This is a genomic window from Plantibacter sp. MDV22-iso1 (assembly GCF_058408345.1).
On sequence record NZ_JBZVDY010000002.1, the window covers coordinates 559,162 to 580,783 of the forward strand.

The 21,622-nt window shown below is 66.2% G+C and carries 25 protein-coding genes; 12 read left to right on the top strand and 13 right to left on the bottom strand.

The genetic code is table 11. The features are described 5' to 3' along the window. Positions 1–142: 142 nt before the first annotated feature. The 4 genes from AC4PMY_RS13270 to AC4PMY_RS13285 form a co-directional block, all read right to left on the bottom strand. Complete coding sequence (locus AC4PMY_RS13270; protein WP_491622943.1) at positions 143–1,180, bottom strand: Eco57I restriction-modification methylase domain-containing protein; 1,038 nt, start codon at positions 1,178–1,180, stop codon at positions 143–145. 2 nt (positions 1,181–1,182) lie between these two features. Then, positions 1,183–4,467 (bottom strand): DEAD/DEAH box helicase, encoded by a 3,285-nt coding sequence (locus AC4PMY_RS13275; protein ID WP_491622944.1) that lies wholly within the window; start codon positions 4,465–4,467, stop codon positions 1,183–1,185. Continuing rightward, positions 4,460–5,029: a hypothetical protein gene (locus tag AC4PMY_RS13280; RefSeq protein WP_491622945.1), complete on the bottom strand. Its 570-nt coding sequence runs from the start codon at positions 5,027–5,029 to the stop codon at positions 4,460–4,462. The genes AC4PMY_RS13275 and AC4PMY_RS13280 overlap by 8 nt, the downstream gene beginning before the upstream one ends. 738 nt (positions 5,030–5,767) lie before the next feature. After that, the gene (locus tag AC4PMY_RS13285; protein ID WP_491622946.1) at positions 5,768–6,352 is read right to left on the bottom strand and encodes a suppressor of fused domain protein; all 585 of its coding nucleotides are present in this window, start codon (positions 6,350–6,352) and stop codon (positions 5,768–5,770) included. Between the two features lie 168 nt (positions 6,353–6,520). Here AC4PMY_RS13285 and AC4PMY_RS13290 point away from each other — a divergent pair, with 168 nt between their 5' ends. Further along, complete coding sequence (locus tag AC4PMY_RS13290; RefSeq protein ID WP_083397095.1) at positions 6,521–7,228, top strand: MmpS family transport accessory protein; 708 nt, start codon at positions 6,521–6,523, stop codon at positions 7,226–7,228. 211 nt (positions 7,229–7,439) lie between these two features. Here the strand turns inward: AC4PMY_RS13290 and AC4PMY_RS13295 are convergent, their stop codons facing one another. Continuing rightward, entirely contained in the window at positions 7,440–7,646 is a 207-nt protein-coding gene (locus AC4PMY_RS13295; RefSeq protein ID WP_491622947.1) for a hypothetical protein, read from the bottom strand. A 292-nt stretch (positions 7,647–7,938) separates the two neighbouring features. Here AC4PMY_RS13295 and AC4PMY_RS13300 point away from each other — a divergent pair, with 292 nt between their 5' ends. The 3 genes from AC4PMY_RS13300 (at position 7,939) to AC4PMY_RS13310 (ending at position 9,894) form a co-directional block, all read left to right on the top strand. Further along, positions 7,939–8,229 (top strand): NAD(P)-binding domain-containing protein, encoded by a 291-nt coding sequence (locus AC4PMY_RS13300; RefSeq protein WP_071258507.1) that lies wholly within the window; start codon positions 7,939–7,941, stop codon positions 8,227–8,229. A 124-nt stretch (positions 8,230–8,353) separates the two neighbouring features. Then, positions 8,354–8,650, top strand: a complete 297-nt coding sequence (locus tag AC4PMY_RS13305; protein ID WP_079003393.1) for a helix-turn-helix domain-containing protein — start codon at positions 8,354–8,356, stop codon at positions 8,648–8,650. Further along, entirely contained in the window at positions 8,647–9,894 is a 1,248-nt protein-coding gene (locus tag AC4PMY_RS13310) for a type II toxin-antitoxin system HipA family toxin (protein ID WP_491622948.1), read from the top strand. Before AC4PMY_RS13305 ends, AC4PMY_RS13310 begins: the two co-directional genes overlap by 4 nt. A 6-nt stretch (positions 9,895–9,900) precedes the next feature. Here the strand turns inward: AC4PMY_RS13310 and AC4PMY_RS13315 are convergent, their stop codons facing one another. Then, entirely contained in the window at positions 9,901–10,473 is a 573-nt protein-coding gene (locus AC4PMY_RS13315) for an OsmC family protein (RefSeq protein WP_491622949.1), read from the bottom strand. A 137-nt stretch (positions 10,474–10,610) separates the two neighbouring features. Between AC4PMY_RS13315 and AC4PMY_RS13320 the strand changes: the two genes are divergently transcribed. Further along, entirely contained in the window at positions 10,611–11,150 is a 540-nt protein-coding gene (locus AC4PMY_RS13320; RefSeq protein ID WP_491622950.1) for a hypothetical protein, read from the top strand. Between the two features lie 53 nt (positions 11,151–11,203). Here AC4PMY_RS13320 and AC4PMY_RS13325 read toward each other — a convergent pair whose 3' ends face one another. Continuing rightward, positions 11,204–12,055, bottom strand: coding sequence for an SDR family oxidoreductase (locus AC4PMY_RS13325; RefSeq protein ID WP_491622951.1), 852 nt, complete (start codon positions 12,053–12,055; stop codon positions 11,204–11,206). Between the two features lie 263 nt (positions 12,056–12,318). Beyond that, entirely contained in the window at positions 12,319–12,846 is a 528-nt protein-coding gene (locus AC4PMY_RS13330; protein ID WP_071258496.1) for a hypothetical protein, read from the bottom strand. Positions 12,847–13,087: 241 nt separating this feature from the next. Between AC4PMY_RS13330 and AC4PMY_RS13335 the strand changes: the two genes are divergently transcribed. Beyond that, a complete protein-coding gene (locus tag AC4PMY_RS13335; protein ID WP_491622952.1) occupies positions 13,088–14,197 on the top strand; it encodes a DNA alkylation repair protein in 1,110 nt (369 codons plus the stop codon). A gap of 279 nt (positions 14,198–14,476) precedes the next feature. Continuing rightward, the gene (locus tag AC4PMY_RS13340) at positions 14,477–15,157 is read left to right on the top strand and encodes an NADPH-dependent F420 reductase (protein WP_491622953.1); all 681 of its coding nucleotides are present in this window, start codon (positions 14,477–14,479) and stop codon (positions 15,155–15,157) included. Positions 15,158–15,273: 116 nt separating this feature from the next. Here AC4PMY_RS13340 and AC4PMY_RS13345 read toward each other — a convergent pair whose 3' ends face one another. Further along, complete coding sequence (locus tag AC4PMY_RS13345; protein ID WP_064296795.1) at positions 15,274–15,633, bottom strand: hypothetical protein; 360 nt, start codon at positions 15,631–15,633, stop codon at positions 15,274–15,276. Positions 15,634–15,642: 9 nt separating this feature from the next. Then, positions 15,643–16,122: a GNAT family N-acetyltransferase gene (locus AC4PMY_RS13350; RefSeq protein ID WP_491622954.1), complete on the bottom strand. Its 480-nt coding sequence runs from the start codon at positions 16,120–16,122 to the stop codon at positions 15,643–15,645. 46 nt (positions 16,123–16,168) lie between these two features. On the opposite strand from AC4PMY_RS13350, the gene AC4PMY_RS13355 reads away from it, so the two are divergent. Then, positions 16,169–16,717, top strand: coding sequence for a hypothetical protein (locus AC4PMY_RS13355; RefSeq protein ID WP_491622955.1), 549 nt, complete (start codon positions 16,169–16,171; stop codon positions 16,715–16,717). 37 nt (positions 16,718–16,754) lie between these two features. Here the strand turns inward: AC4PMY_RS13355 and AC4PMY_RS13360 are convergent, their stop codons facing one another. Further along, on the bottom strand, positions 16,755–17,708 hold the full coding sequence (locus tag AC4PMY_RS13360) for an alpha/beta fold hydrolase (protein WP_491622956.1): 954 nt from the start codon (positions 17,706–17,708) through the stop codon (positions 16,755–16,757). A gap of 91 nt (positions 17,709–17,799) precedes the next feature. On the opposite strand from AC4PMY_RS13360, the gene AC4PMY_RS13365 reads away from it, so the two are divergent. Continuing rightward, complete coding sequence (locus AC4PMY_RS13365) at positions 17,800–18,432, top strand: hypothetical protein (protein ID WP_491622957.1); 633 nt, start codon at positions 17,800–17,802, stop codon at positions 18,430–18,432. Between the two features lie 31 nt (positions 18,433–18,463). Next, positions 18,464–18,922 (top strand): hypothetical protein, encoded by a 459-nt coding sequence (locus AC4PMY_RS13370; RefSeq protein ID WP_491622958.1) that lies wholly within the window; start codon positions 18,464–18,466, stop codon positions 18,920–18,922. A gap of 190 nt (positions 18,923–19,112) precedes the next feature. Here AC4PMY_RS13370 and AC4PMY_RS13375 read toward each other — a convergent pair whose 3' ends face one another. Further along, entirely contained in the window at positions 19,113–19,409 is a 297-nt protein-coding gene (locus AC4PMY_RS13375; RefSeq protein WP_491622959.1) for a helix-turn-helix domain-containing protein, read from the bottom strand. Positions 19,410–19,520: 111 nt separating this feature from the next. On the opposite strand from AC4PMY_RS13375, the gene map reads away from it, so the two are divergent. Then, positions 19,521–20,297, top strand: coding sequence for a type I methionyl aminopeptidase (gene map / locus AC4PMY_RS13380; protein WP_071258461.1), 777 nt, complete (start codon positions 19,521–19,523; stop codon positions 20,295–20,297). A gap of 61 nt (positions 20,298–20,358) precedes the next feature. Then, the gene (locus AC4PMY_RS13385) at positions 20,359–20,859 is read left to right on the top strand and encodes a hypothetical protein (protein ID WP_491622960.1); all 501 of its coding nucleotides are present in this window, start codon (positions 20,359–20,361) and stop codon (positions 20,857–20,859) included. Positions 20,860–20,862: 3 nt separating this feature from the next. Here AC4PMY_RS13385 and AC4PMY_RS13390 read toward each other — a convergent pair whose 3' ends face one another. Continuing rightward, positions 20,863–21,615 (bottom strand): SDR family oxidoreductase, encoded by a 753-nt coding sequence (locus AC4PMY_RS13390; RefSeq protein WP_491622961.1) that lies wholly within the window; start codon positions 21,613–21,615, stop codon positions 20,863–20,865. Between the last annotated feature and the right edge of the window lie 7 nt (positions 21,616–21,622).

Sequence of the window (21,622 nt, forward strand, 5' to 3'; positions counted from 1 at the left end):
TGTCTTCACCCGCATCGAGCGGAAACCTCGAGCTCGCGCTGTGTCCAGTCGCGCGCGACACGAGCGTCGTCATGCGGCTTGGCATCGACTTTGGATTCCAAACCGACCGGTGCTGGGGCAAGCTCGTGATCCTCGACGATAGTCACTCCATGGGCTTGACGTGAGACTCGATAAAGGCGATTTCGTCGGCGTCGAGCTTGTATTTCGCGTAAAGCTGCTGGTCGATCTCGGGGATCGACTTCGACCAGTCGATTTCCGACGCAGTCGTGAAGTCTTGAGCCGGCACGTACGCCCAGACGCGCGCAAGATTATCTTGCGTGACTTTCAACACGCCAAGCAAGGTGCGCGCGAACTTGGACTTCAAGTACTTGAGGCACGCCTCCGCTTGAACCCGATTGTCGAAAGCACCGATGGTGATGAACGTGCCTGTCACTGCTGTCGCGGGCTCCAATGCGATTGGAGGAGCAAGCGTCTCTCCGAATGCTCCAGATCCGTTTGCCTTTGGAAGCGCGACTTTGTGCTTGAGGAGCGCAGCGGGGCCCGTTATGTAGTCGCTACGGATCCATCGGTACGAGCGCTTCCTGCCAGAGAGCCCAAGAACACGCACGTATTCGGCCCCATCAGCTGGCCTCTCCTCAAAGAAGACCGTAGCAAGACGTTCGAAGGCTCGCGAGTCCAACTTGAACTGGTTTCCCGCGGACAGCAGACCTAGCAGCTGAGGATTCTCGTTGTGCATTGTCTGGGTGTATCGATAGACGCGATCATTCGAGATTCCGAGAGACACCAGCGACGCGCTGTGCTCTTGGGTGAGCTTGTGGATGATTGAGTTCAGCTCGAGGTACTTGGTGAAGGTTCCGATTGGCTCCACTGCGCGCGACGTGTCGCGATACGTGACCACCACACCACCTTTTATATCAGTTCCGGGGAAAATGGAAGCACTGTTGGGCACGTAGTGGGGCACCGTGAGATGCGGATCTTCGAGCATCTTCGCATTCCAGGTTTTCGGTGTGTAGCCGGCATTAAACAGGAATCGGGCGGGAGTGATAAGTATGGCCTTCTCGCCTACTTCGTATGCCGCTTCCATGAAACGATGGTAGATCGGCATCTGGTTGGTTGCATCCCCCTGAGCTTCCTCCTGGTAGGGAGGGTTGCCTATGACGACGTCGAACTTCTTGCTCATGATCAGTTCCCTTCCGTCAACATCTCGTCGACGATCCGCTCGCGCTCTTCGGCCGTCATTCCGGCAATGTCACCGAACCTGAAGTGACCGGATTTCTGAAGCCATTCGCGACGCTCTGACACGCCGCCCGAGACAGCCTCGATCGTGATCTTATGCAGCAGCTCGTTGTGGCTCATCTCAAATATCTGCTTCGTGAGAATGTGGCGCAGACGTTCCTCGCGGTCGAGAATCTTGTCCGCGAGACCTGCATCGAGACGCCGGACCAGCTCCATCAGGAACAGGCCGGCGGTCGAGAACAGGTCGGCGAACGTCCTCGATTCATCCGAGAAGATGCCAGTGTTTTCTGCCTCAAGCGCATCGACCATCGTCTCCACAACCGCGCGCGGTGTGAAAACCAATGACGTCTTCTGGTGCGGGATGTAGGCGAAAATGTCCTCGGTCTGCGACTCGTCGAAGTAGTCAGCGAGCGTCTCCTTCTTATCGAGGAACTCCTGGACGGCCTTGTCGAAGACGGCCTCGTCGAACATCCCCGGAATGTGAACGACAGTGCCGTCGTCCTCGGTGACTTCCTGCCCATCGCGCAACACGCGGAAGTCGGCCTCCGTGATGCCGGTGATCTCCTCGAAGACATGGTCAGGCGTGTAGTCGTGGAAGTTGGAAAGACGAAGATGCCGGTCACCGTACGCCATGAGGAACATGGGGATCGTGCGTGAGAACCCGCGCAGGTGCGAGCGCGCGTCATCCATCGTCTGGTTTGCGCGCTTCTGTTCCTTCTTCGTCTCTTCCCGGCTGACGACGTCGTGAGTGATCGCGCCGGTGCGCGCATTCACCAGCGCGAGGATGTCAGCGTTGAACGAATCATCGTGCGCAACTTTCTTCTGCACAATGGTCGCAGCGTCCGCTTCCGTGGCGGCATCTTCCAACGCATCCTCAAACCGCTTCTCGGCGATGCTGCGCTCCGTGAGAACGCGCTCGACGTCAGCCATCACTCGGGCCTCGGTCTGCTTCTCATCCCGCTCGACCTGCCTGGCCGAGAGTCCGTACTCCTCCGCGAGCTTGTCGCGGGTCTCGCGCACCTTGTCGTTCACCAACTTCGCGACCTGTCGAGCGGTATCCAGAGGCGACCCGTCGCGGTCAACCGGTGCAATGTCCTCGATACGCCAGACGGGCTTGCCGAGCTCAGCAACCTTTGGGGTAATGACGGTCTCGACATCGACCTGGACGTTGCCGTCCGAGTCAAACGAAGGGGCCGGCTCCGGGAGGTTGATAGTGCCACCCGACTTCGTCTTGCCCTGCTTCGCCTCCGGCAGCTTCTCCAGGATCTCCTTGACGTGCTCCGAGTACCGGAAGATGCCCGCCACGTTGGCGAACAAGAGGTTCGAGAGAAATCCACGACGAACAACTTCACGCGCTTTGTAGACCTGCGGGAAAGTCAACACCTGCGCGGCATCGAGCTCAACCATCCTGCCCTCGGAATCCTCACCGATGACGGGGAAGAAGTTCAGAAGCTCACGAATGTTTTCCTGGCGTACGCTTTGGTCGCCCGACGGGGTCGAGCTGAGGTTGTTGGCGAACGCGTCGAAGATCGTGAGTGTGCGCTCGGGCGCGAAGTCGAAGATGTACGCATTCTTCTTCTGGAACACCGTGCCGGAGCGCTCGAACGTACACGGGTTCTGGCTACGGAACGCCGCTTGCATGTAGAGCGCCGGCGACGAGAGATTCGACAGCATGATGACCGCGGTCCACTCGGGCACAGTGACGCCCGTCGTGAGCTGCCCAACCGACAACGTGATCGTCTTGCCGCCGACCTTCTCGGCTGCGTCGATCGCGCTCCGCACGGTGTCCAACGACTTCCCGACAACAGCCAGATCGGCATCGTCGTTGCGCCCATCACCAGCAGCGAGGACGACCTCGTAGTCCTTGAACACGGAATGGTTCGTCAAGAGCCGCCGGAGCGCCTTCGCCGAGGCCACCCGGTTCAGCAGCCAGAACGAGTGACGGATCTCATCGCGCAGCGCGGGAGTGGAGAACGGGTACTTCTCATTCGCCGCGAGGCAATCGAGAAACTTGATGACCTCGGCCTCGTGCTCGAAGAAGCCGTTGTCCTTCGTGCTGAAGAACTCGTTCAGATCGAACGTGTAGTCGATGTTCGCGCCATCCTCGTCGCTGGCAACACCGACAGCAAGCTGATCTGTGATCATCCGCGAGATCTGGTAGGTGAGCATGTTGAGACGAGGGAGAGCGCCGTACGGATTCTCTACGGCATCGTCGTCCCAGTTCTCGCGAGCCATCTGCTCGTCTTCATACGTCCAGTTGAAGATCTGCTCGTTAGCGAACCGCCCAGAGCCCAAGGCCTTGAACGGGGTGCCAGAAAGGTGCAGCGTCCACGCGCGAGTGATGTGATCGAACGCGAGATCGGTCTTGGTCGTGTCGACACCCTCGTGGGCCTCGTCGATGACCAACAGGTCCCACTCGTAGTCAGCGATGTGCCGAAGCTTCTTGTGGACCCCGCCAAAGTACTCCGAGCCTTTGAGGTCCTGAAGCGAGACGAACTCGACGATCCTGGGGTCTTCGCTCGCGTCATCTGCGAGGTGCTTTACCCACTGGTCGCGCGTCATGGCCGAGCGTGAGGCTAGAGACGGCGACTCAGACACGAACTTGTATGTGGTCTGATGCCCGATGAACCTAGAGAAATCGTCGAACCAGGAGTTGGCAATCGCCGGCCGGTTGGTGACGATGAGTACCTTCTTGGCGCCGATCTTGCGCATAAGGTCATACGTCGTGAGCGTCTTGCCGAACCGCGGCTTGGCATTCCACAAGACCTCGCTGCCGCCCTCAGCGAACACCGTGAGCGCCTGATCAACCGCAGCGCGCTGCTCGGGACGCAATTGGTAGTCATCTACGCCGTTCGTCTGCAGGTCACTCAGATCCTGACTCGCAAATTCATAGAAGTACTCCCGCGAGCTTTTCGGCGCACTCTCGAAGCGATGCCATTCTGTCCGCTGAGGCTGGAGCTCGCGCTCAACGCCCTTCTGCTTCAGGTAGGTGTGAAAATCCCGGTCTGTAAACGTTCCGCCGGATGCCGACATGAAGGCCGCGCGGAGCACCCACTCGATATTCTTGGTGACCGACAGCTGTGACGCCTGCTGGTTGATGCGCGTAGCGGCGCTGTCCTGCTCCGTGTAGCCGATCTTCTCCCAGCCCTCGTACTTCGCGATGTCAGGTGTCGACCATGAGTAGATCAAAGGGGTGATCTCTCGATAAGTGTTGATGTCCGGGCTAGTCATCGGCTCTCACTTCCTTGTGAACTTGATCGATTCGGCACTGCGGGTAGGTCACGTAGATCGTGAAGTCGAAAGCGCCGGAACTTGCATCCCGGAGCGAGGTGAGAGTGAAGGGCTCGCGCTGCACGAGGCCAGGCACGTTGAGAACCCGGTGCCACCACGAGAACTCAATCGGCTCGCCGTTGGCGTCGAGGCCGGTGAGCGTGTTCCCCAACGCGATGTTCGCATCGATGAGATACTCTGCCGCACGGTATAAGTTCGTGCGGGGATTGCAAGTTTCGCCATGGCCAGTATGGAACGCAGCGAACTCAGCGAGCAGTCCTGTCCGTGCCGCGATCAGATTATCTTCTAGCAGCTCCACTCCATAGATCGACGCGAGCGCGAATAGCGACTCGGTCGGCCAAACCCGAGGCTGATAGCGCTTCTCAATGGCGTGAAGCTTGCGTCGCAGAATGGCGATCAAGAAGTTGCCGTCTCCAGCACTCGGCTCGAAGAAGGTCTTGTCGACAAACTGAGGTCCCGTCTCCAGCTCAGCGCGCACTAGATCGAGCATCTGCTCTACCATGCGGCGGGGAGTAAATACCTCGCCGTGAGCTTTCACTCGTTGGCGTGACTTGATGAGCTCTTCGCGCGCAGCCGTCTCGACCACACGGTGGTCTTGCGCGCGGGGCAGGGTAACGATGGCCGTGGCTCTACTCTGTGGTGTGTTGTGGAAGCGTGTCTCCCGCAGTCTACCTATCCGAGTCGCGCAGCCAACAGGTGGAAAGCACCACGTCCTCCATTGCTCAGGTCGGGGAGGCGGCTCGACACCGTGTGACCGAGCGGATGCGGCGAGCATCCTCGATAGTCCCGGAAGCCAGACAAATCAGTATGCCGTCTGAACGGTTACCCGGCCCGGAGTAGCGGCATATGTAGCGCGAAGTGCTGGTCCGCCGACCAGCAGATCAGCTTCCCCTTCTGGTCCTTCGTCTGACCGAGGATGCCCGCATCAGCGAGGTGCACCACCGACAGTGGAGACCCCGTGCCGAGCTCCAACCGCCTCGATGGTCAGCATCGGGTCGATTGCCACCGCACCGATGATCTTCATGACGAAATGAGTCACTCCGCAGCGAAGCCGGTTTGATAGCCTCAGCCGCTAGGGAATGTGAGCAGTTGCATGCGCTCGTCGAGCGCGGCGACTTCCCTCGCCAGCCGCACCACTTTTCCCGCGGCGAGCTCAGCGGCTTCTGCGAACCCGATGATCCGGACCAAACGTCATCCCGCACCTGCCTAAGACGAGCGCCAGGGCGCCCAACACCAGGCTTTAGCCTCCGGCCTCGGCCGACTCCACGAACCGCTCTTCTCGCTCCACATCCAACAGCGCATCCACCGACCCGACCTCGGCAACGAGCGCATCCCACCCAAGCTCGCCCGCAACCGCGGCCTCGCCGTCCGTGAGTAGCCGCAGCGTCCGCACATGTCCGACCACTTGGCCGGCCTCGTTCCGGACCTCGTCGAACGACGCTCCCCAGCGCGACGGCGTCACCAGGAGCGCGGAGATCGCCGTCCCGGTGAGGAACGGCGTCCCGTTGCGCCACGGCGCGAGCACCGGTGGCACCCTGCGGTTGGTCGCGATCTCGTTGATGACGATGCGCAGCGCGACCATCGCCGCACCCTGCTGACCGTCGACGACCTCGACAGCGAGCTCGATCCGTTTGCCGGAGTCGGTCGCAAGCCGTGACACCCCTGAGGTGAGGATCGTCACCGGCCCGTCCTCCGGGCGCTTCTCGATCACCATCACCGACCCGCCGATGCGGTCCTTGAACACCACCGGGTCCAAGCCGAGGGCGTCGAAGATGTGGAGCGGGAAGGCGTCTTCGCCCGGAATGAGTGGGACATCGCTGCTCATGGGCCGAGCCTAACGAAGCGTGCGGACGTCCGGCAGACCGTCGCGAAGCAGAGCCCTCGCCGAGCTTCACCGGCACGACACCGCCGTCACCGGCGTTCCGTCCACCCCTGCCCCTGAACGCCTGCCCTCGGTACGGTGGAACCAACGCAGCAGAGAGGCACCACGCGCATGTCGTATTCGAATCAGCCGCCCGCCCAGAACCAGCCCTACCCGTTGCCCGTGCCCGGCCCGGCTCCGGTGAAGACCGGCAAGCGCGGCAACGGACTCGGCATCGCCGCCCTCATCGTCGGCGGGTTCGCGCTTATCGGGGCGTTCATCCCGATCCTGAACTACGTCGCCGGGTTCGTCGGACTCGTCGGCCTCGTGCTCGGCATCATCGCGCTGTGCCTCAAGAACCGCACGAAGGGCTTCGCCGTCGCCGGAACGATCATCTCGGCCATCGCGATCGTCCTGAGCGTCATCCTCGCGATCACCTACACGGCCGGGTTCGCCGGACTCATCAGCGACGCGGTCAAGACCGCCGAAGCGAAGTCATCCGAAGCCGCGAACAAGGAGATCTCGATCGTCTACGAGGTCAACGGGACCGCCACCGACGCCTCCATCACCTACTCCACGTACTCGGCCGGCAGCAGCAGCACCGAGCAGTCCTCCGGTCAGGCGCTCCCCTTCATCAAGGAGCTGACCGTGAAGGCCGGCCAGCAGTACGACTTCGCCTCCTACTCGCTCCAGGCGCAGAACGGAGCCGAGGACACCGGTTCGGTCAGCTGCAAGATCACCGTCGACGGCGACGTGGTCGCCGAGCAGACGTCGACGGGCGCGTATGCGACGGTGTCGTGCTCCGCATCGGGTGCCGATGGGGTGTCGGAAAACAAGTAGGGACATCGGGGTCTCGCAGCACGGTCCGGCTGCGATGTTGGCCGCGACCCCTGGAAACTGAGCAACCGAACCCACCGCGCGTCCGTGACTGCAAACGGGTCGCTACGCAGCGGTGACGGTCACGCAATTCGACGCGACGTCAGCCGATGTCGCGATCACCGTGTGGGAGTAGCCGCCAATAGCGAACGGTTCGGCGCATCACTGCACAGAGTCAGAATCCGTGCATCACGAAGCTGATGAAGAGCGCGACCAGCTGTGGCGCAAGATCAATCGTCAGGCGCGCCAGCACGGTACGGCTGACGATGTCGATGACACCTGCACCGATCAACAGGAGGATCTCGTCGCGCTTTCTGAGCCGCAATCGACGCACAGGGGTACTGACGTGAGGCGTCGAATGCTCCGTGACAGCGTGGGGCATGGTTCTCCAATCGGTCATGACGATCGGGCCAGTGTGCCGCGACGAGAGCGTTCTTCCAAACCTTCTCTCACCTAGTCAAAATGACCCTGTCGGCTCAGTGAATCGCTCTGGCCGCGACGAACGCCGAGCGATGTCAAACGACGGCCCGGGAGGGTGCGGCGGAGAGCACCATCAGTACCGCAGCGGCCGGGCGATGGGCCCGGACCGAGCGCATCTCGAGTCCCGGTCAGCCCTTCGACAGGCTCAGGGACCGAAGGGTCAAGGACCGGCAGAGGGTGTGAGCGGGCCGCCCTTGGACAAGCTCAGGGACCGGTACCGGCTTCCGGAGACGCTCGCCGGCCTCGTCTCGGAGCTCGGCGAGCACGCCACCGCCGGCACCGCCCTCGACTCGGCCGAGCGCGGCGACATCGTGATCGTGACCATCCCGCTGTACGCGATCGACACCGTCCCCGTCGAGCCACTCGCGAGCAGGGGCGTCATCGACGCGAACAACCACTTCCCCGAGCGCGACGGCCACATCGCCGAGCTCGACGAGGAGACCACCACTACGGCCGAGATGCTGCAAGCGCACCTCCCCGCGTAGGAATCGGTCGCGGACGATGGGAAGGCCTTCGTCGGTAACCCGTAGCCGCACTCGTGACAATGACGAGTATATTCGCCATAAAACGCTATACTGGCGACATCAGTCGTCTTTATTGGAGTCTCTCGTGCCACAGGACCATCCCGCCGCGGTACTGCGCGCCGCTCGCGAGGTCGGGCTGGACTTCGCGGGCTGGCGAAAGATCCTCGGGCTCACTGCCGCGCAGGTCGCAGACCGCGCCGACATCACTCGAGACACACTCCGCAAGCTTGAACACGGAGACCCTGGAGTCAGCTTCCATGTCGTGCTGCGCGTCGCACGCGCCCTCGGCGTGCTCGACACACTGACCCACTCGCTCGACCCCCTCGATACCGATCTTGGCCGCGCTCGCGCGAGCCAGCTCGAGCGGAAGCGCGTTCGATGACGCTCTACGACTCCGTAGAAGTGCATGTCGATATCTCAGGAACGACCCTCCTGGCAGGACGTGCCCAGTTCCATCGAAGCCGCGGCACGCTCACATCGACCACATTCCAGTACGACACGACCTACCTCGAGAACCCGACCGCATACGAGCTCGACCCCGCACTGCGGATGGTGTCAGGAACACAACAAACGCGCGGGTTGCCGGGAGCGTTCGCGGACGCGGCACCCGACCGCTGGGGCCGCAATCTCATCAAGAAGCGCGAACGGGCGCGTGCACGCGTGGAGAATCGCAGACCACGCGAGTTCGACGATGCCGACTTCCTCACAGAGGTGAGCGACCAGACTCGGCAGGGCGCTCTGCGGTTCCGGGCGACCACTGGAGACCGCCCTGAGTTCCTCAGCGCCGGACACGAGGTGCCGCGTCTCATCCGCCTGCCTGAGCTGCTTCGTGCCGCCGATGCGGCCGCGAACACGACCGAGGCCGACGATTTCGAAGCCGTGAAAGCGCTGCTCGCGGCAGGAACCGGGTCCCTGGGTGGAGCTCGACCGAAGTCAGCGGTGCTCGACGACACCGGCCGGCAGATGATCGCGAAGTTCCCCCACCAGCATGACGAATGGGACGTCATGGCGTGGGAGGCGACCGCTCTGGACCTCGCAGAGGCAGCCGGAGTGCGTGTTCCACGACGCCGTCTCATCCGCGTGGAGGGCCGCCATGTGCTCCTTCTCGACCGATTCGACCGCGATCCCGCGCGCATCGGCTACATGAGCGCGATGACGGTGCTGGAATTGCATGACGGAGACCAATCGGACTACTCGGACATCGCGGATCGCCTCGCGGAGGTCAGCGCGCAAGCCTCCGCAGACGCGCGCGAGCTGTTCCGCCGCGTCGCAGTCAGCGTCGGACTGAACAACACGGACGATCACCTGCGCAATCACGGCTTCCTGCATGGCCGTGGCGGATGGTCACTCAGCCCCGCATTCGACGTGAACCCGAACCCGAATCCAGAAATGCGGCAGACGGCGATAGCCGGCGCGGACCTCCCCGCCGACCAAGCCGAGGGGCTCAAGGAACTCGCCCGGTTGTGCCGACTCTCTCACGACGAAGCGCGCACCATACTCAGCGAGGTGGCTGAGGCGATCGCGGATTGGCGCGACGCGGCGCGGCGGAACGACATCACCACGGCCGAGTTCGGTCGATTCGAGGACTCGTTCTCGACCGGCCTGCAGTCGCTTCGGTCTGTGTGATGTGACTCAGCCTCCCACCTTCGTGACCACGACCTCCACGGGCGTCGGGTTCTGGAACAGGTCGAGGACGGGGCAGTGCGCGTCGACCGCTGCACGGAGCTCCTGGTAGCGGTCGTCGGTCTCGGGGCCGGTGAGACGGATGTCGAGCCGGATCGTCGAGAAGCCAGGACGGACCTCGTCGGTGATGCCGAAGAGGTTTCGCACATCGAGGTCGCCCTCGGCGTCGATGCTGATGTCGTCGAGCTGGATACCGAGCGCGTTCGCATACAGGCGATACACCACGATCTGGCAGGAGATGAGCGCACCGAGCGCGAACTCCACCGGGCTGGCAGCGACATCGTCTCCGGCGAGCGCCGCGGGCTCATCCACGATGAAGCGGTGCTTGCCGACGGCGATCGCGCTCGCGACGGAGCCCTCGCCGGAACCGGACACCCGGTAGGTGAGCGCGGCACTCGACGGTGCGGACGCGATGCGCTCGGACCATGAGGCGCTGGCGGCGTTGAGTCGGTCCGCTCGCTCGGCGGCCGAGACAGCCGGGATGGCGGGGGCGGTGGGCGCGTTGTCGGTGAGGAGAGTCATGCGGACAGCTCAGCCCATCGGCGGCGACCACGCCAGCGATACGCGTCACAAGTCGTCATCGGGCGGCTCGGGGAGGTCTTGCAGCACGGGTCTCAGTGCCAGTTCTGACGACAGCCCGCGAACGCCGCTCTAGGCTGATGCAACTCACCTCGGGGGACGTCGTGCACAACCGCACCACGCGCGATCGCAGCGCGCACAACCACAGCTGCAGGCGCAACCGCAGCCGCAGCCGTATCGCCGCGGCGCTCGGCGTCGTCGCGCTCGCGATGACCCTCGCCGCCTGCACCGATCCGGCGACGAGCTACTCGGACCTCGGCGGCACGCAAGTGTCGGAGGACGAGCTGCGGGCGGACACGATCGCCTTCGCCGCCGACCAGGACTTCGACATCGACCCGTCGTCGTCGCGTCTCGTCGCCGTGCACGAGGACACGGACGTGTTCCTCGCCCGCGCGACCCAGAACGGCGAGGACCTGATCTGCGTGCTCCGCACCGGCCCGAACGGCGGCGCGTTCAGCTGCTCGGCGCGCAGCTTCAGCGTGAGCGACAGCGTCAACGAGTTCCGTCCGCTGTCGGACGACGTCGCGGACACCGAGCTCGACCCCGCCGATGGCTGGATCCGTCTCAGCGAGAACGTGTTCACCCGCCCGTTCGACAACGGCCCCGAGGACACGCAGTAGTCAATCCGTCGGACGCACGAGAACCGTCCGTGGTCTGATGCGGTCTGCCGCCGTCAGCGCGGGGTGTCGCGCAAGAAGGCCTCGAGGGAGCGCGGCGGCGTGCCCGCGATCGCCTCGACATCGCGACTGACGGCGGCCATGTCGCCACTCGCGATCGCGGTGTAGGTGCTCACCCAGGCGTCCACCTGCCAGCCAGGCGCGCCATAGTCGGCCCGCGACGCATAGGCCTCGTCGAGGGTCTCGTCCACGAAGGAAACCTGCGTACCGCGGACGGCCGTGATGATCGCCGCGACCTCGGTGAGGCTGAGCGCCTCCGGTCCCGTGAGTTCGTAGGTGCGACCGGCATGCTCGGCCGGTGCGGCGAGGATGGTCGCGGCGGTTCTGGCGACGTCGGCTCGCGCCACGACCGCGACACGCCCGTCGCCGGCAGGACCACGGATCGCGCCGTCCTCCCCCACGAGCGCCTCCATGAAGTCGATGTAGAAGCTGTCGCGCAGGAACGTCCACCGCATACCGGAGGCTCTGAGGTGCTCCTCCGTCGCGAAGTGGTCGCGCGCGAGCGTGAACACCGCGTCGGGAGCCGCAGCGACGAACGAGGTGTAGACGACGTGCTCCACACCTGCCTCGGCTGCAGCGTCGATGAAGGTGCGGTGCTGGTCGAGGCGATCCGCATTCTCCGCCGCGGACACCATGAACAGCGTCTCCACCCCCTCGAGGGCGGCACGGGCCGCATCGCGGTCGCCGTACTCGACCGGGTGCACCGTCGACCCGGCGAGCTGCGGCGCCTTGGTCGGCGTGCGGACGAGCAGTCGCTGCGGAATTCCGCGTGCGGCCAGGTCGGCAGCGACGAGGCCGCCGACGACACCGGTCGCTCCCGTGACGGCGAGGGTGGAGGAAGCGGTCATGTCGGCGTCCTTTCGAGGGTCGGCGCTCCGGAGACGACGCCGCTCTCGCAGGCTACCGCCCCGTCGGCTGGCCCGGTGACCCGACTGGGCGGGGTCCGGCAGAGACGCCTCGACCACTGCGTCCGCGGGCGGGTCGCCGATCGTGGGCCCCGTCGACGCTCTGGCGCGATCCATGATGGTGGTGGTCGTCACCCTGGGCCACCGGAGGGATGTGTGCAGCACCTGAACCTTGGCGACTCGTGATCAGCAGTCGACGGCCGCGCTCACATCGAGAGGCGGCGCACGAGCTCTTCGACGGTCGAGAACTTGATCGACTCAACGCCCTCTTCGTCGTCCTCGTCGGGCTCGACCTCGACGGCCTCGAACGCGAGATCGGCGTCGAGCTGCACGAGCACCGAGCTGTCGGGGAACTGTTTCGGCGCGTCGAACGAGAGCAGCACCGCGTCGATGAAGACGATCACCGAGCGCAGCACGAGGTCGTCACGCAGGTCGGCGGTCTCGATGACCTCGTCCGACTCGACGGCCTCCTCGATCTCCGACGCCACCCGGTCGAGCAGCACCTTCCACTCCGCCACAGGCGTCGAGAGGACCCGCTGCGCCAAGTCGGCGAGCGCCGCCGGCTCCGGCTCGCCCTCCTGCTCCTCGGGCTCGGGGTCGACGTTGAGCATGACCTCGGCGTCGATCGCGTCGAAGCGGGCGAGCCCGTAGACGAAGGTGTCCTCGATCTCCGGCGAGACGACGAGGCCCCGACGCGTCAGTTCTTCGGCCAGGGCAGTCAGCGATGCAGTCATGCGCGCCAGGCTATCGCGACCGGGTGAACGGAGGCGGAACGTGCCGTCGCGCTGAGTTGCCCAGTTGTGTGCGGAAACGGGCGATATTGGAACAGTTTCGGGCGACTCAGCACAAGCGGCGACACCCAAGCCTGTTGAGTCGCCCGGATCTGTCTCTCGTCGCGCGAAGTTGGAACATATGTGGGCGACTCAACCCCACACCAGCACCCCAGCTGTCAGCGGCACACGCCATGATCGCCGTATGCCCTTCGCAGACGAGCTCCTCGGCACCGCCGTCGCCCGCACCCTCACCCGCTCGCTCCAGGAGGCCGCGCCGGGCAACCCCTTCGACGCCACGGCCCACGCTGCCGAGCACCTCGACGGCCTCGCCCTCCGCGAGCGGGCCGACCTCCTGCGCGACGCCACACTCGATGACATCCCTGGCGACTACGCGACCCTCGCCGGCATCATCCGCACCGCTCAGTCGACGGACCCCGCGTTCACCGGCTGGCTGATCTGGCCGGTGACGAGCGCCGTCGCGGCCCGCGCGGTCGACGAGGGCACCCCCGACGCCTTCGACGACGCCATGCGACTCCTCGCCGAACTCACCGAGCGCCTCAGCGCCGAGTTCGCGATCCGCACCCTGCTCCGCCACGACCTCGACCGCGCGCTCGCCATCGTCCTCGACTGGACCACCTCCGACAACGAGCACATCCGCCGCCTCGCCAGCGAAGGCACCCGCCCCTACCTGCCGTGGGCGGTGCGCGTGCGGGAGATCGTCGCGAACCCAGGCGTCACCGTCCCGATCCTCGACGCCCTCTATCGCGACCCGAGCGAATACGTGCGCCGGTCCGTCGCCAACCACCTCAACGACCTCAGTCGCGACGACCCCGACCTCGTCGTCGCAACTGCCGACCGCTGGCTGGCCGACCCCGACGCGAACACTCCGGCGCTCGTCCGCCACGCGCTCCGCACCCTCGTGAAGCGCGGTGACACGGGTGCCCTCTCGGCCCTCGGTTTCGGCGCAGCGACGACGGAGGTAGAGGGCTTCGCGGTCGACAGCGCCCACATCCCGTTCGGCGGGACGGTCCGATTCGTCGCGACCGTCCGCAACACCGGTGCCGAGACCGCCCGCCTGGCGATCGACTATGTCGTGCACCATCAGAAGGCGAACGGCTCGCAGACGACGAAGACGTTCAAGCTGACGACGACCGAGCTTGCCCCGGGCGAGCACATCCTCCTCACCCGGGAGCACTCGTTCCGCGCGATCACCACCCGCCGCTACCACCCGGGCGCACACGGGATCGCGCTGCAGGTGAACGGGATCGCGACCGAGCCGCTGGCGTTCGAGCTGCTGCCGCCGGTGGAGTGAGGCGAGCGTCAACCTGTCCGGGGTCCGGCCCCGGATTCTGCCGAAAGGCGCACTTCGACAAGCTCAGTGACCGGAAACGGAGCTCGGCGACCGGAAGGGCGCTCAGTGACCGAGGAGGGTGCTCTGCCGTCGAGGAGCTACCCAGTGGCCGAGGAGGATGCTCGGCCGAAGGGTGCGGCGCTCGGCCGAACGTGGAGGGCGCTCGACCGAGGAAGACGTTCGGTGAACCGCCTCACAGGCCGAACCTGAACGGCGGCTCCGGATCCGCGCCAGGCAGGAATGCCCGACCCCACACGTGCCGTTCCCCTGAACATGACAACCATCGGAATCATCGGTTCAGGAAACATCGGCTCTCAGCTCGCACGCCTCACGGTGGCGCAGGGTCACGACGTCATCGTGTCCAACTCGCGCGGACCGGAGACGCTCACCGACCTCGTCTCGGAGCTCGGCGAGCACGCCACCGCCGGCACCGCCCTCGGCGCGGCCGAGCGTGGCGACATCGTCATCGTCACCATCCCGCTGCACGCGATCGACACCGTCCCCGTCGCACCGCTCGCGGGCAAGGTCGTCATCGACACGAACAACTACTACCCCGAGCGCGACGGCCACATCGCCGAGCTCGACGAGGAGACCACCACCACGGCCGAGATGCTCCAGGCGCACCTCCCGGAGTCGAAGGTCGTGAAGGCGTTCAACCACATCTACGCCGCCGACCTCACCACCAAGGGCAAGCCGTCCGGCACCCCGAACCGCCGGGCCCTCGTCATCGCCGGTGACGACGCCGACGCGAAGGCCACCGTCGCCGCCCTCATCGACTCCTTCGGGTTCGAGCCCCTCGACATCGGCGCGCTCTCCGAGGGATGGCGCATCCAGCGCGACACCCCCGGCTACGGCCCGGACGTCGATGCCGACAAGCTGCGCGAACTCGTCGCCGAGGCCAAGCGCTACCGCGACATGTAGGTCACGCCGCATCGCGAATCGCCCTGGACCGCTCCGAGCCACCGCTCGGCTCGCGGATCAGGGCGATTCGTCGTTCTCGGGGAGTGGGCGAACGACCGTCGGATGAGCGCGTCCCGTCAGATGAGCGCGTCGACCGCCGCCCAGCCCGCCCCGAAGAGCACGGCGATCCAGCCGGACAGGGCGAGAGCGTCGCGTTCCCTGACGCCGAGCTTGCGAGCGTCCTCGGTCGCATGGACGACCTGGAGCAGAGCCCCGACGAACAGCAGGAGCGGAGCGATTGCAGGGAGGATCGGCCACTGCTCGACGACCGCGAGTGCACCGACCACGAGGAGTCCGAGGGTCGGCAGGTTTGTCAGGACGAGGACGGCGAACGCCCGGCCCGACCAGGCCGGCTTGCGGAGGTACTTCATCCACCCGGTGAGGACCACCACGACGGCGAGCGCCAGCAGGGTCAACCAGATCAGTTCTTGAGCCACCGTTGGAGGTTAGCGGGATCCGTCCGACTCGGCCCGCCACTCGAGGAGCAGTGGTGCCCGCTCGAACCCGGCACGGAGGTAGACCGACGCGGCCTCCTCGTTCGAGCTGACGGAGACCCGGCCGATGTCGCGAGCGCGTGCGGCATCGAGCAGTCCGTCGACGAGACGGCCCGCGATGCCGCGACCACGGAACTCCGGGCGGACGAACACGCTCTGCACATCGCCGGTCAGCCGACGGAGGGCCCCGATGTTGGGCGCGCGGGAGAACACGACCAGCCACGCCATCCCGACGACGCGGTCGTCCACGACGGCGACCAGGCACACCCGGGAGTCGGGGTCGACCGCGATCCACGAGACGAGGTCATGTGCGAACAGCGCTCGTTCCCAGTCGGCGAGCGGGGCGGCCGGCGGCGACATCAGCAGCTTCAGCTCGGCGAGCCCGGCGGCATCGGCCTGCGTGGCGACGCGGATCACGACCTCGGGTTCCATGGGTCGAGTGTCGCATGGGCTGGCGGGTCCTGCGTAGGCTGCCCGCATGCACCCGCGAAGCTCGCCCACCCCTGCGGTTCGACGCGCGCTGCGGGTCGCCATCGCTGTTGCGGCGATCGCGGCGCTCAGCTCGTGTGCGCAGACCAACGCCTCGGTTGACGTCGGTGGACCGGCCACCCGCGCCATCTGGAAGCACAAGGATCCGCTGATGAGAGCCCTGGCCGACGCGCGTGCGACCGATCATGACGTGTTCCTCGCCGAGCTCCGCAGCACCGACGGCAGCTTCCCCAGCGTCTACTGGAATGGCGACGATGACCCGGCGTCGCTCGGTCTGGAGGACGGAGGAGCGATCATCTACAACCTGGTCGATGCCGGAGACGAGGCCAGTTTCCAGGGGGTAATCGCCACCGGCACCGAAGTCGACCCGGCCGTGTACACCTGCTTCCAGGCGACAGTGCGGTTCGAGCGAGAAGTGGTCGTCGGCTGGAGTTCCGATCACGAGGCGGGGCAACCCGACGAACACTGCGCGACGGAGATCGTCGATGTCCTCAGCGAGGATGCGCAGGTGGCGCCGTTCTCGGCATTTGACGGCTGATTGTCGGCCGCACAATGGGGCCGACCGTTCGACAGGCTCAGGGAGCGAGCGCCGCGAAGCGGTTCAGCGCCGCACGCAGCACGGCGCTCTCCTCGGCGCCGCCGTGGCCCTCGGTCTCGACGATCGTCAGCTCGATCGCCGGCCACAGCTGATGGAGGCGCCAGGCGGTCGCGGCCGGTCCGCTGATGTCCCGGCGGCCGTGCACCAGCGCGCCGGGGATGTGCGCGACACGGTCCATCCGCGACAACACCGCCCGGTCGCCGGTGAGGAAACCGTCGTGACTCCAGTAATGGGTGACGAGCGTCGCGAACGCCTCTCGCACGGTCGCGTCGGCGAACAGCTGGCCAACGCGTTCCGGGTGGTCGAGTGACACGTGCGCACTCTCCCAGCGGTCCCAGGCGGCCGCGGCGTGTGTGCGGTCCGTCGCGTCGCCCTCGCGGAGACGACGCGCGTAGGCCTCGACGATCCGCTCGCCGTCCCGCCGACCGCTGTCAGCTTCGAACCGCGCCCACTCTTCAGGGAACACACGGCCGACGCCCTCGGTGATCCAGTCGACCTCGTCACGACTCGTGGTCGTCACCGCGACGAGCGCCAGTGCGATCACCCGGTCGGGATGCTCCTGCGCGTAGGCGAGTGCGAGCGTCGTTCCCCACGAGACCCCTGCGACCACCCAGCGCTCCACACCCAGCGCCTCACGCACCTGCTCGATGTCGGCGATCAGACGCTGGGTCGTGTGCTCGTCGAGCTGCTCGCGCGCGTCCACGATGTTCGGGATGCTGCGTCCACTTCCGCGCTGATCGATGCCGATGAGGCGGTACCGCGACAGGTCGAAGTGCGAGCGGTACCAGCCGGAGCCGAGCGAACCGCCTGGACCGCCATGCAGCCAGAGCGCGGGAACGCCGTCGGGGGTGCCGGACTCCTCGACGAAGATCGACGCGCCGTCCACGTCGACGAAACGAGTGGTGTGCGGGTGGGGGTGCTCCTCGGTCATCCGTGCCACGCTACACAGCTCGGGTCCTGCGTGCAGGCCCTTCGACAGGCTCAGGGACCGGAGAATTGGCCCGTCCGTAGACTGGGCGACCATGGGGGAGACGAACGCAGTCACGTCAGGGTCCAAGCAGGTGTGGATCGTCGCCGGAGCACTGATGATCGGGTCGGTCCTGCTCGGCCCGGTCCCGCAGGTGGGTTCCTATCTGGGGCCGACCGGAAGCCTGCTCTCGACCCTGCTCATGGTCGTGTCGACGATCATGTTCGCGATCGGCGCGGACCGTTCCACGAGCGTGACTGCGAGGCGACCGTTCGGGACCGCGGCGCTGATCGGACTCGCCGTGTGGACCGCGGTCGGCACACCCGTGCTCGGCGCCCTGGACACCATGCCCGGCCGCGGCTCCATGATCGGCGTGGGATACGTCGACCTGATCGTCACCTTCGTGCTGGCCGCGATCGCCACCACGCAGATCGCCCGCGCCGGGATCGTGCCCCGCCCGTGGAACCTCGCGCCACTCTGGGTGCTCGTCGCCGCGGCCTCCGTGAGGGTCGTGCAGCTGGTCGTCGTCGTCGCGGCCGGGCCCGACGCGTCGCGATTCGCGCCGTTCCTCTCCACCCTCGACGGACTTGGCGGGGTCGTCGGCCCCGTCTTCCTCGGTATCGTCGCCATCGCCCTCGCCAGCCGCGAGTCGGCCGTCGCAGCGGCCCACAGGGAGCAGGAGTCGTAGGCTGTCGGGAATCGACCTCGGGGGACGTCACATGCATCGACGCATCGCAGCAGGACTCATCGCACTCACACCCGCCGCCGGACTGAGCGCCTGCAGCGGCGGAGTGACGAGCTACGCCGACCTCGAGCGCGACCAGGCCGATAAGGATCGTCTCCCGGCGAGCACCGTCGGAGCCGGGAGCGACGACCCGTTCACGATCGACGCCGACTCCACCCGACTCGTCGCCGTCCAAGGCGACACGGAGATCTTCCTCGCGTCGGCGAAGGAGCAGGGCCAGTCCCGGATCTGCATCATCGTGTTCGCGGAGACCCAGCCGTTCCGGGCCTGTGGTAGTGGCGACCGCGTCGGCATGAGTGACAGCGTCAACGAGTACACGGTGCTCTCCGACGCCGTCGTCGACACGGCGCTCGATCCAGCTGAGGACTGGACGAAGATCAGCGAGAACGTCTTCACCCGCCCGGTCCAGCCGACGACGAGCGACACGCAGTAGCGAGCGCACATAGACCCTTCGACAAACTCAGGGACCGGCGTGGTGCGTCGGGCGGATACGGCCGCGGGACTGCTTGGGCCCTTCGACAAGCTCAAGGACCGGGGAACGGTGCGCGCCCTTCGACAGGCTCAGGGGCCGGGGAACGGTGCGCGCCCTTCGACAAGCTCAGGGAGTGGGAACGACCGGGGAGCTAGGAGACGAGGCGCTCGTGCAGATGGCCGGTCGGCGCGTCGACGTCGCGCCGAGCTGGGCTGATCGTCACCCAGACCTCGTCGAGGGAGAGACCGAGCACCTCGGCGATGGCGGCGATGGTCGAGAACGCCGGCGTCGCGACCCGGCCCGACTCGATCTTCCGCAGCGTCTCCGGCGAGAGGCCGGCGTCGAGGGCGATGTCGAGCATCGACCGCTCACCACGAGCCTCGCGGAGAAGCGCACCGAGGCGCTGACCGCGTTCGACATCGGTGGGGGTGAGCGGAAGGCGGACCATGCGCCCAGTGTAGTACGGGATAGTTTGACCGGTATAGTTATTGGCCGAGCGCCGTTCGCGGCACGAACACCACCGCACCACGAACGCAGCACGCCGATGGAAGGGCCCCGCATGATCGAGATCTTCACCCCCACCGAGGTCGCGAAGGCACGTCGCACCGGCGAGCTCGTCGCGAACATCCTCCACACGCTCAAGCACCGCGTGACGGTCGGCACCAACCTCCTCGAGATCGACCGCTGGGCCAAAGCGATGATCCTCGAGGCCGGTGCCGTCTCCTGCTACGTCGACTACGCCCCCTCCTTCGGTCGTGGCCCCTTCGGCCACTACATCTGTACCGCCGTGAACGACGCCGTCCTCCACGGCCTCCCCCGCGACTACACGCTGGCCGACGGCGACCTCCTCACCCTCGACCTCGCCGTCCTGCTCGACGGCATCGCCGCCGACTCGGCCATCAGCTTCGTCGTCGGCACGGCGACCCCCGAGGACCTCGCGCTCATCGAGACCACCCAGGAGGCCCTCGCCGCGGGCATCGCCGCGGCCAAGCCGGGCGCGAAGATCGGCGACATCTCCTTCGCGATCGGCACCGTGCTGCGTGGCGCCGGCTATCCGGTCAACATGGAGTTCGGTGGCCACGGCATCGGCACGACCATGCACCAGGACCCGCACGTCTCGAACGACGGTCGCGCCGGCCGCGGCTACAAGCTGCGCCCGGGCCTGCTCCTCGCGATCGAGCCGTGGGTCATGGCCGACACCGACAAGCTCGTCACCGACGCCGATGGCTGGACCCTCCGCAGCGTGACCGGCAGCCGCACCGCCCACAGCGAGCACACGATCGCGATCACCGAGGACGGCGCCGAGATCATGACGCTGCCGACCGTCTCGTTCTGAGCACCTGAAGGCCCGTCGAGCCCGCTCGACCGACGCGACAGACCGTGTCTAGGCTGGTGACATGACCGACGATCGCGGCACGGTCCTCCGGCGCCGGTACCTGAGCCTCGGACTCGGTGAGTTGTTCGCTGCCGTCGTGTTCATCTGGGTCGCGTCCGTGTCGGTGCTGCCGTTGCTCGAACGGCCAACCGAGGCGCTCGCGTTCTGGTCGGCCCTCGTACCGCTGCTGGTGATCCTCGTGCAGGCCGGCGTCTACTGGCTGCTCGCCCGGCGATGGGTCAAGCAGGGCACGATGCCTCGCGGACTCGCCGCCATCTATCGCGGCTTCCGCGTGCTCGACGCGGTACTGCTGCTCGCCGGACTCATCGGCATCATCGTCTGGTTCCCCGCCCACCCCTTCGCGGTCATCGGCATCCCATTCGTCTGGCTGCTGGGCGTCGTCGAGTACGTGAACTACTTCGTCGTCCGGCTCGCCTACCCACCGTCCAAGTGGTTCCAGCGGGTCGGCGAGTGGCGCACGCCTCGACTCATGCAGGACGTCCGGGCGGCTCAGCGGAGCTGACGCTCAGCGAGCGGCGTCGAGCCCGTCGATCCACTGCGCGAACGTCTGCGCACCGCGCTGCGCGTCCGGTCCGGCGAGGGTGGTGCCGTCGCGCATCGCCTTGCCGAAGCCGCCGGGCAGCGGGATCTGCACGACCGGGCCGCGGATGCCCGTGGCTGCGGTGTAGGCCTTGACCATCGCGGTCATCCGCAGTTCCTCGGGGCCAGCGAGATCGGCCGGGCGCCCCTGCGGCTCGCCCTCGGCCAGCTCCACCAGGCGCTCGGCGACTTCGCGCGCGGCGACCGGCTGCGAGGTCATCGTCGGCACCATCGTGACCGGCCCGAATCGGAACCGCTCGACCATCTGCTGCGCGAACTCGTGGAACTGCGTCGCGCGCAGGATCGTCCACGGGATACGTCCGGTGCTGACGAGCTCCTCCTGCAGCGCCTTGCCCGCGTAGTAGGCGAAGGGCGCCTTGTCACTTCCGACGATCGACAGCGCGACGTGGTGGGGCACGCCGGCGGCACCCTCTGCATCGAGCAGGTTGCGGGTGACCGCGCCGAAGAACTGGCGCGACTGCTGGGCGGACTGCGTAGCCGTCGACGTCACGTCGATGACGACGTCCGCGGCCTCCAACTGCTGCGCGAGCCCGGCGCCGGTGGCGAGGTCGACGCCGGTGACACGCGACAGCGCGACCACCCGGTGTCCGCGCTCCTGGGCCACCGCGACGACGTGCCGCCCGACCATCCCGCTGCCTCCTGCGACGACGATCTTCATCCGACAC

Excerpts from the sequence above, each read along its gene's own strand:
- AC4PMY_RS13270 (WP_491622943.1), bottom strand. The coding sequence starts at position 1,180 with ATGAGCAAGAAGTTCGACGTCGTCATAGGCAACCCTCCCTACCAGGAG.
- AC4PMY_RS13275 (WP_491622944.1), bottom strand. The coding sequence starts at position 4,467 with ATGACTAGCCCGGACATCAACACTTATCGAGAGATCACCCCTTTGATC.
- AC4PMY_RS13280 (WP_491622945.1), bottom strand. The coding sequence starts at position 5,029 with ATGGTAGAGCAGATGCTCGATCTAGTGCGCGCTGAGCTGGAGACGGGA.
- AC4PMY_RS13285 (WP_491622946.1), bottom strand. The coding sequence starts at position 6,352 with ATGAGCAGCGATGTCCCACTCATTCCGGGCGAAGACGCCTTCCCGCTC.
- AC4PMY_RS13290 (WP_083397095.1), top strand. The coding sequence starts at position 6,521 with ATGTCGTATTCGAATCAGCCGCCCGCCCAGAACCAGCCCTACCCGTTG.
- AC4PMY_RS13295 (WP_491622947.1), bottom strand. The coding sequence starts at position 7,646 with ATGCCCCACGCTGTCACGGAGCATTCGACGCCTCACGTCAGTACCCCT.
- AC4PMY_RS13310 (WP_491622948.1), top strand. The coding sequence starts at position 8,647 with ATGACGCTCTACGACTCCGTAGAAGTGCATGTCGATATCTCAGGAACG.
- AC4PMY_RS13315 (WP_491622949.1), bottom strand. The coding sequence starts at position 10,473 with ATGACTCTCCTCACCGACAACGCGCCCACCGCCCCCGCCATCCCGGCT.
- AC4PMY_RS13320 (WP_491622950.1), top strand. The coding sequence starts at position 10,611 with ATGCAACTCACCTCGGGGGACGTCGTGCACAACCGCACCACGCGCGAT.
- AC4PMY_RS13325 (WP_491622951.1), bottom strand. The coding sequence starts at position 12,055 with ATGACCGCTTCCTCCACCCTCGCCGTCACGGGAGCGACCGGTGTCGTC.
- AC4PMY_RS13330 (WP_071258496.1), bottom strand. The coding sequence starts at position 12,846 with ATGACTGCATCGCTGACTGCCCTGGCCGAAGAACTGACGCGTCGGGGC.
- AC4PMY_RS13335 (WP_491622952.1), top strand. The coding sequence starts at position 13,088 with ATGCCCTTCGCAGACGAGCTCCTCGGCACCGCCGTCGCCCGCACCCTC.
- AC4PMY_RS13340 (WP_491622953.1), top strand. The coding sequence starts at position 14,477 with ATGCCCGACCCCACACGTGCCGTTCCCCTGAACATGACAACCATCGGA.
- AC4PMY_RS13350 (WP_491622954.1), bottom strand. The coding sequence starts at position 16,122 with ATGGAACCCGAGGTCGTGATCCGCGTCGCCACGCAGGCCGATGCCGCC.
- AC4PMY_RS13355 (WP_491622955.1), top strand. The coding sequence starts at position 16,169 with ATGCACCCGCGAAGCTCGCCCACCCCTGCGGTTCGACGCGCGCTGCGG.
- AC4PMY_RS13360 (WP_491622956.1), bottom strand. The coding sequence starts at position 17,708 with ATGACCGAGGAGCACCCCCACCCGCACACCACTCGTTTCGTCGACGTG.
- AC4PMY_RS13365 (WP_491622957.1), top strand. The coding sequence starts at position 17,800 with ATGGGGGAGACGAACGCAGTCACGTCAGGGTCCAAGCAGGTGTGGATC.
- AC4PMY_RS13370 (WP_491622958.1), top strand. The coding sequence starts at position 18,464 with ATGCATCGACGCATCGCAGCAGGACTCATCGCACTCACACCCGCCGCC.
- AC4PMY_RS13375 (WP_491622959.1), bottom strand. The coding sequence starts at position 19,409 with ATGGTCCGCCTTCCGCTCACCCCCACCGATGTCGAACGCGGTCAGCGC.
- map (WP_071258461.1), top strand. The coding sequence starts at position 19,521 with ATGATCGAGATCTTCACCCCCACCGAGGTCGCGAAGGCACGTCGCACC.
- AC4PMY_RS13385 (WP_491622960.1), top strand. The coding sequence starts at position 20,359 with ATGACCGACGATCGCGGCACGGTCCTCCGGCGCCGGTACCTGAGCCTC.
- AC4PMY_RS13390 (WP_491622961.1), bottom strand. The coding sequence starts at position 21,615 with ATGAAGATCGTCGTCGCAGGAGGCAGCGGGATGGTCGGGCGGCACGTC.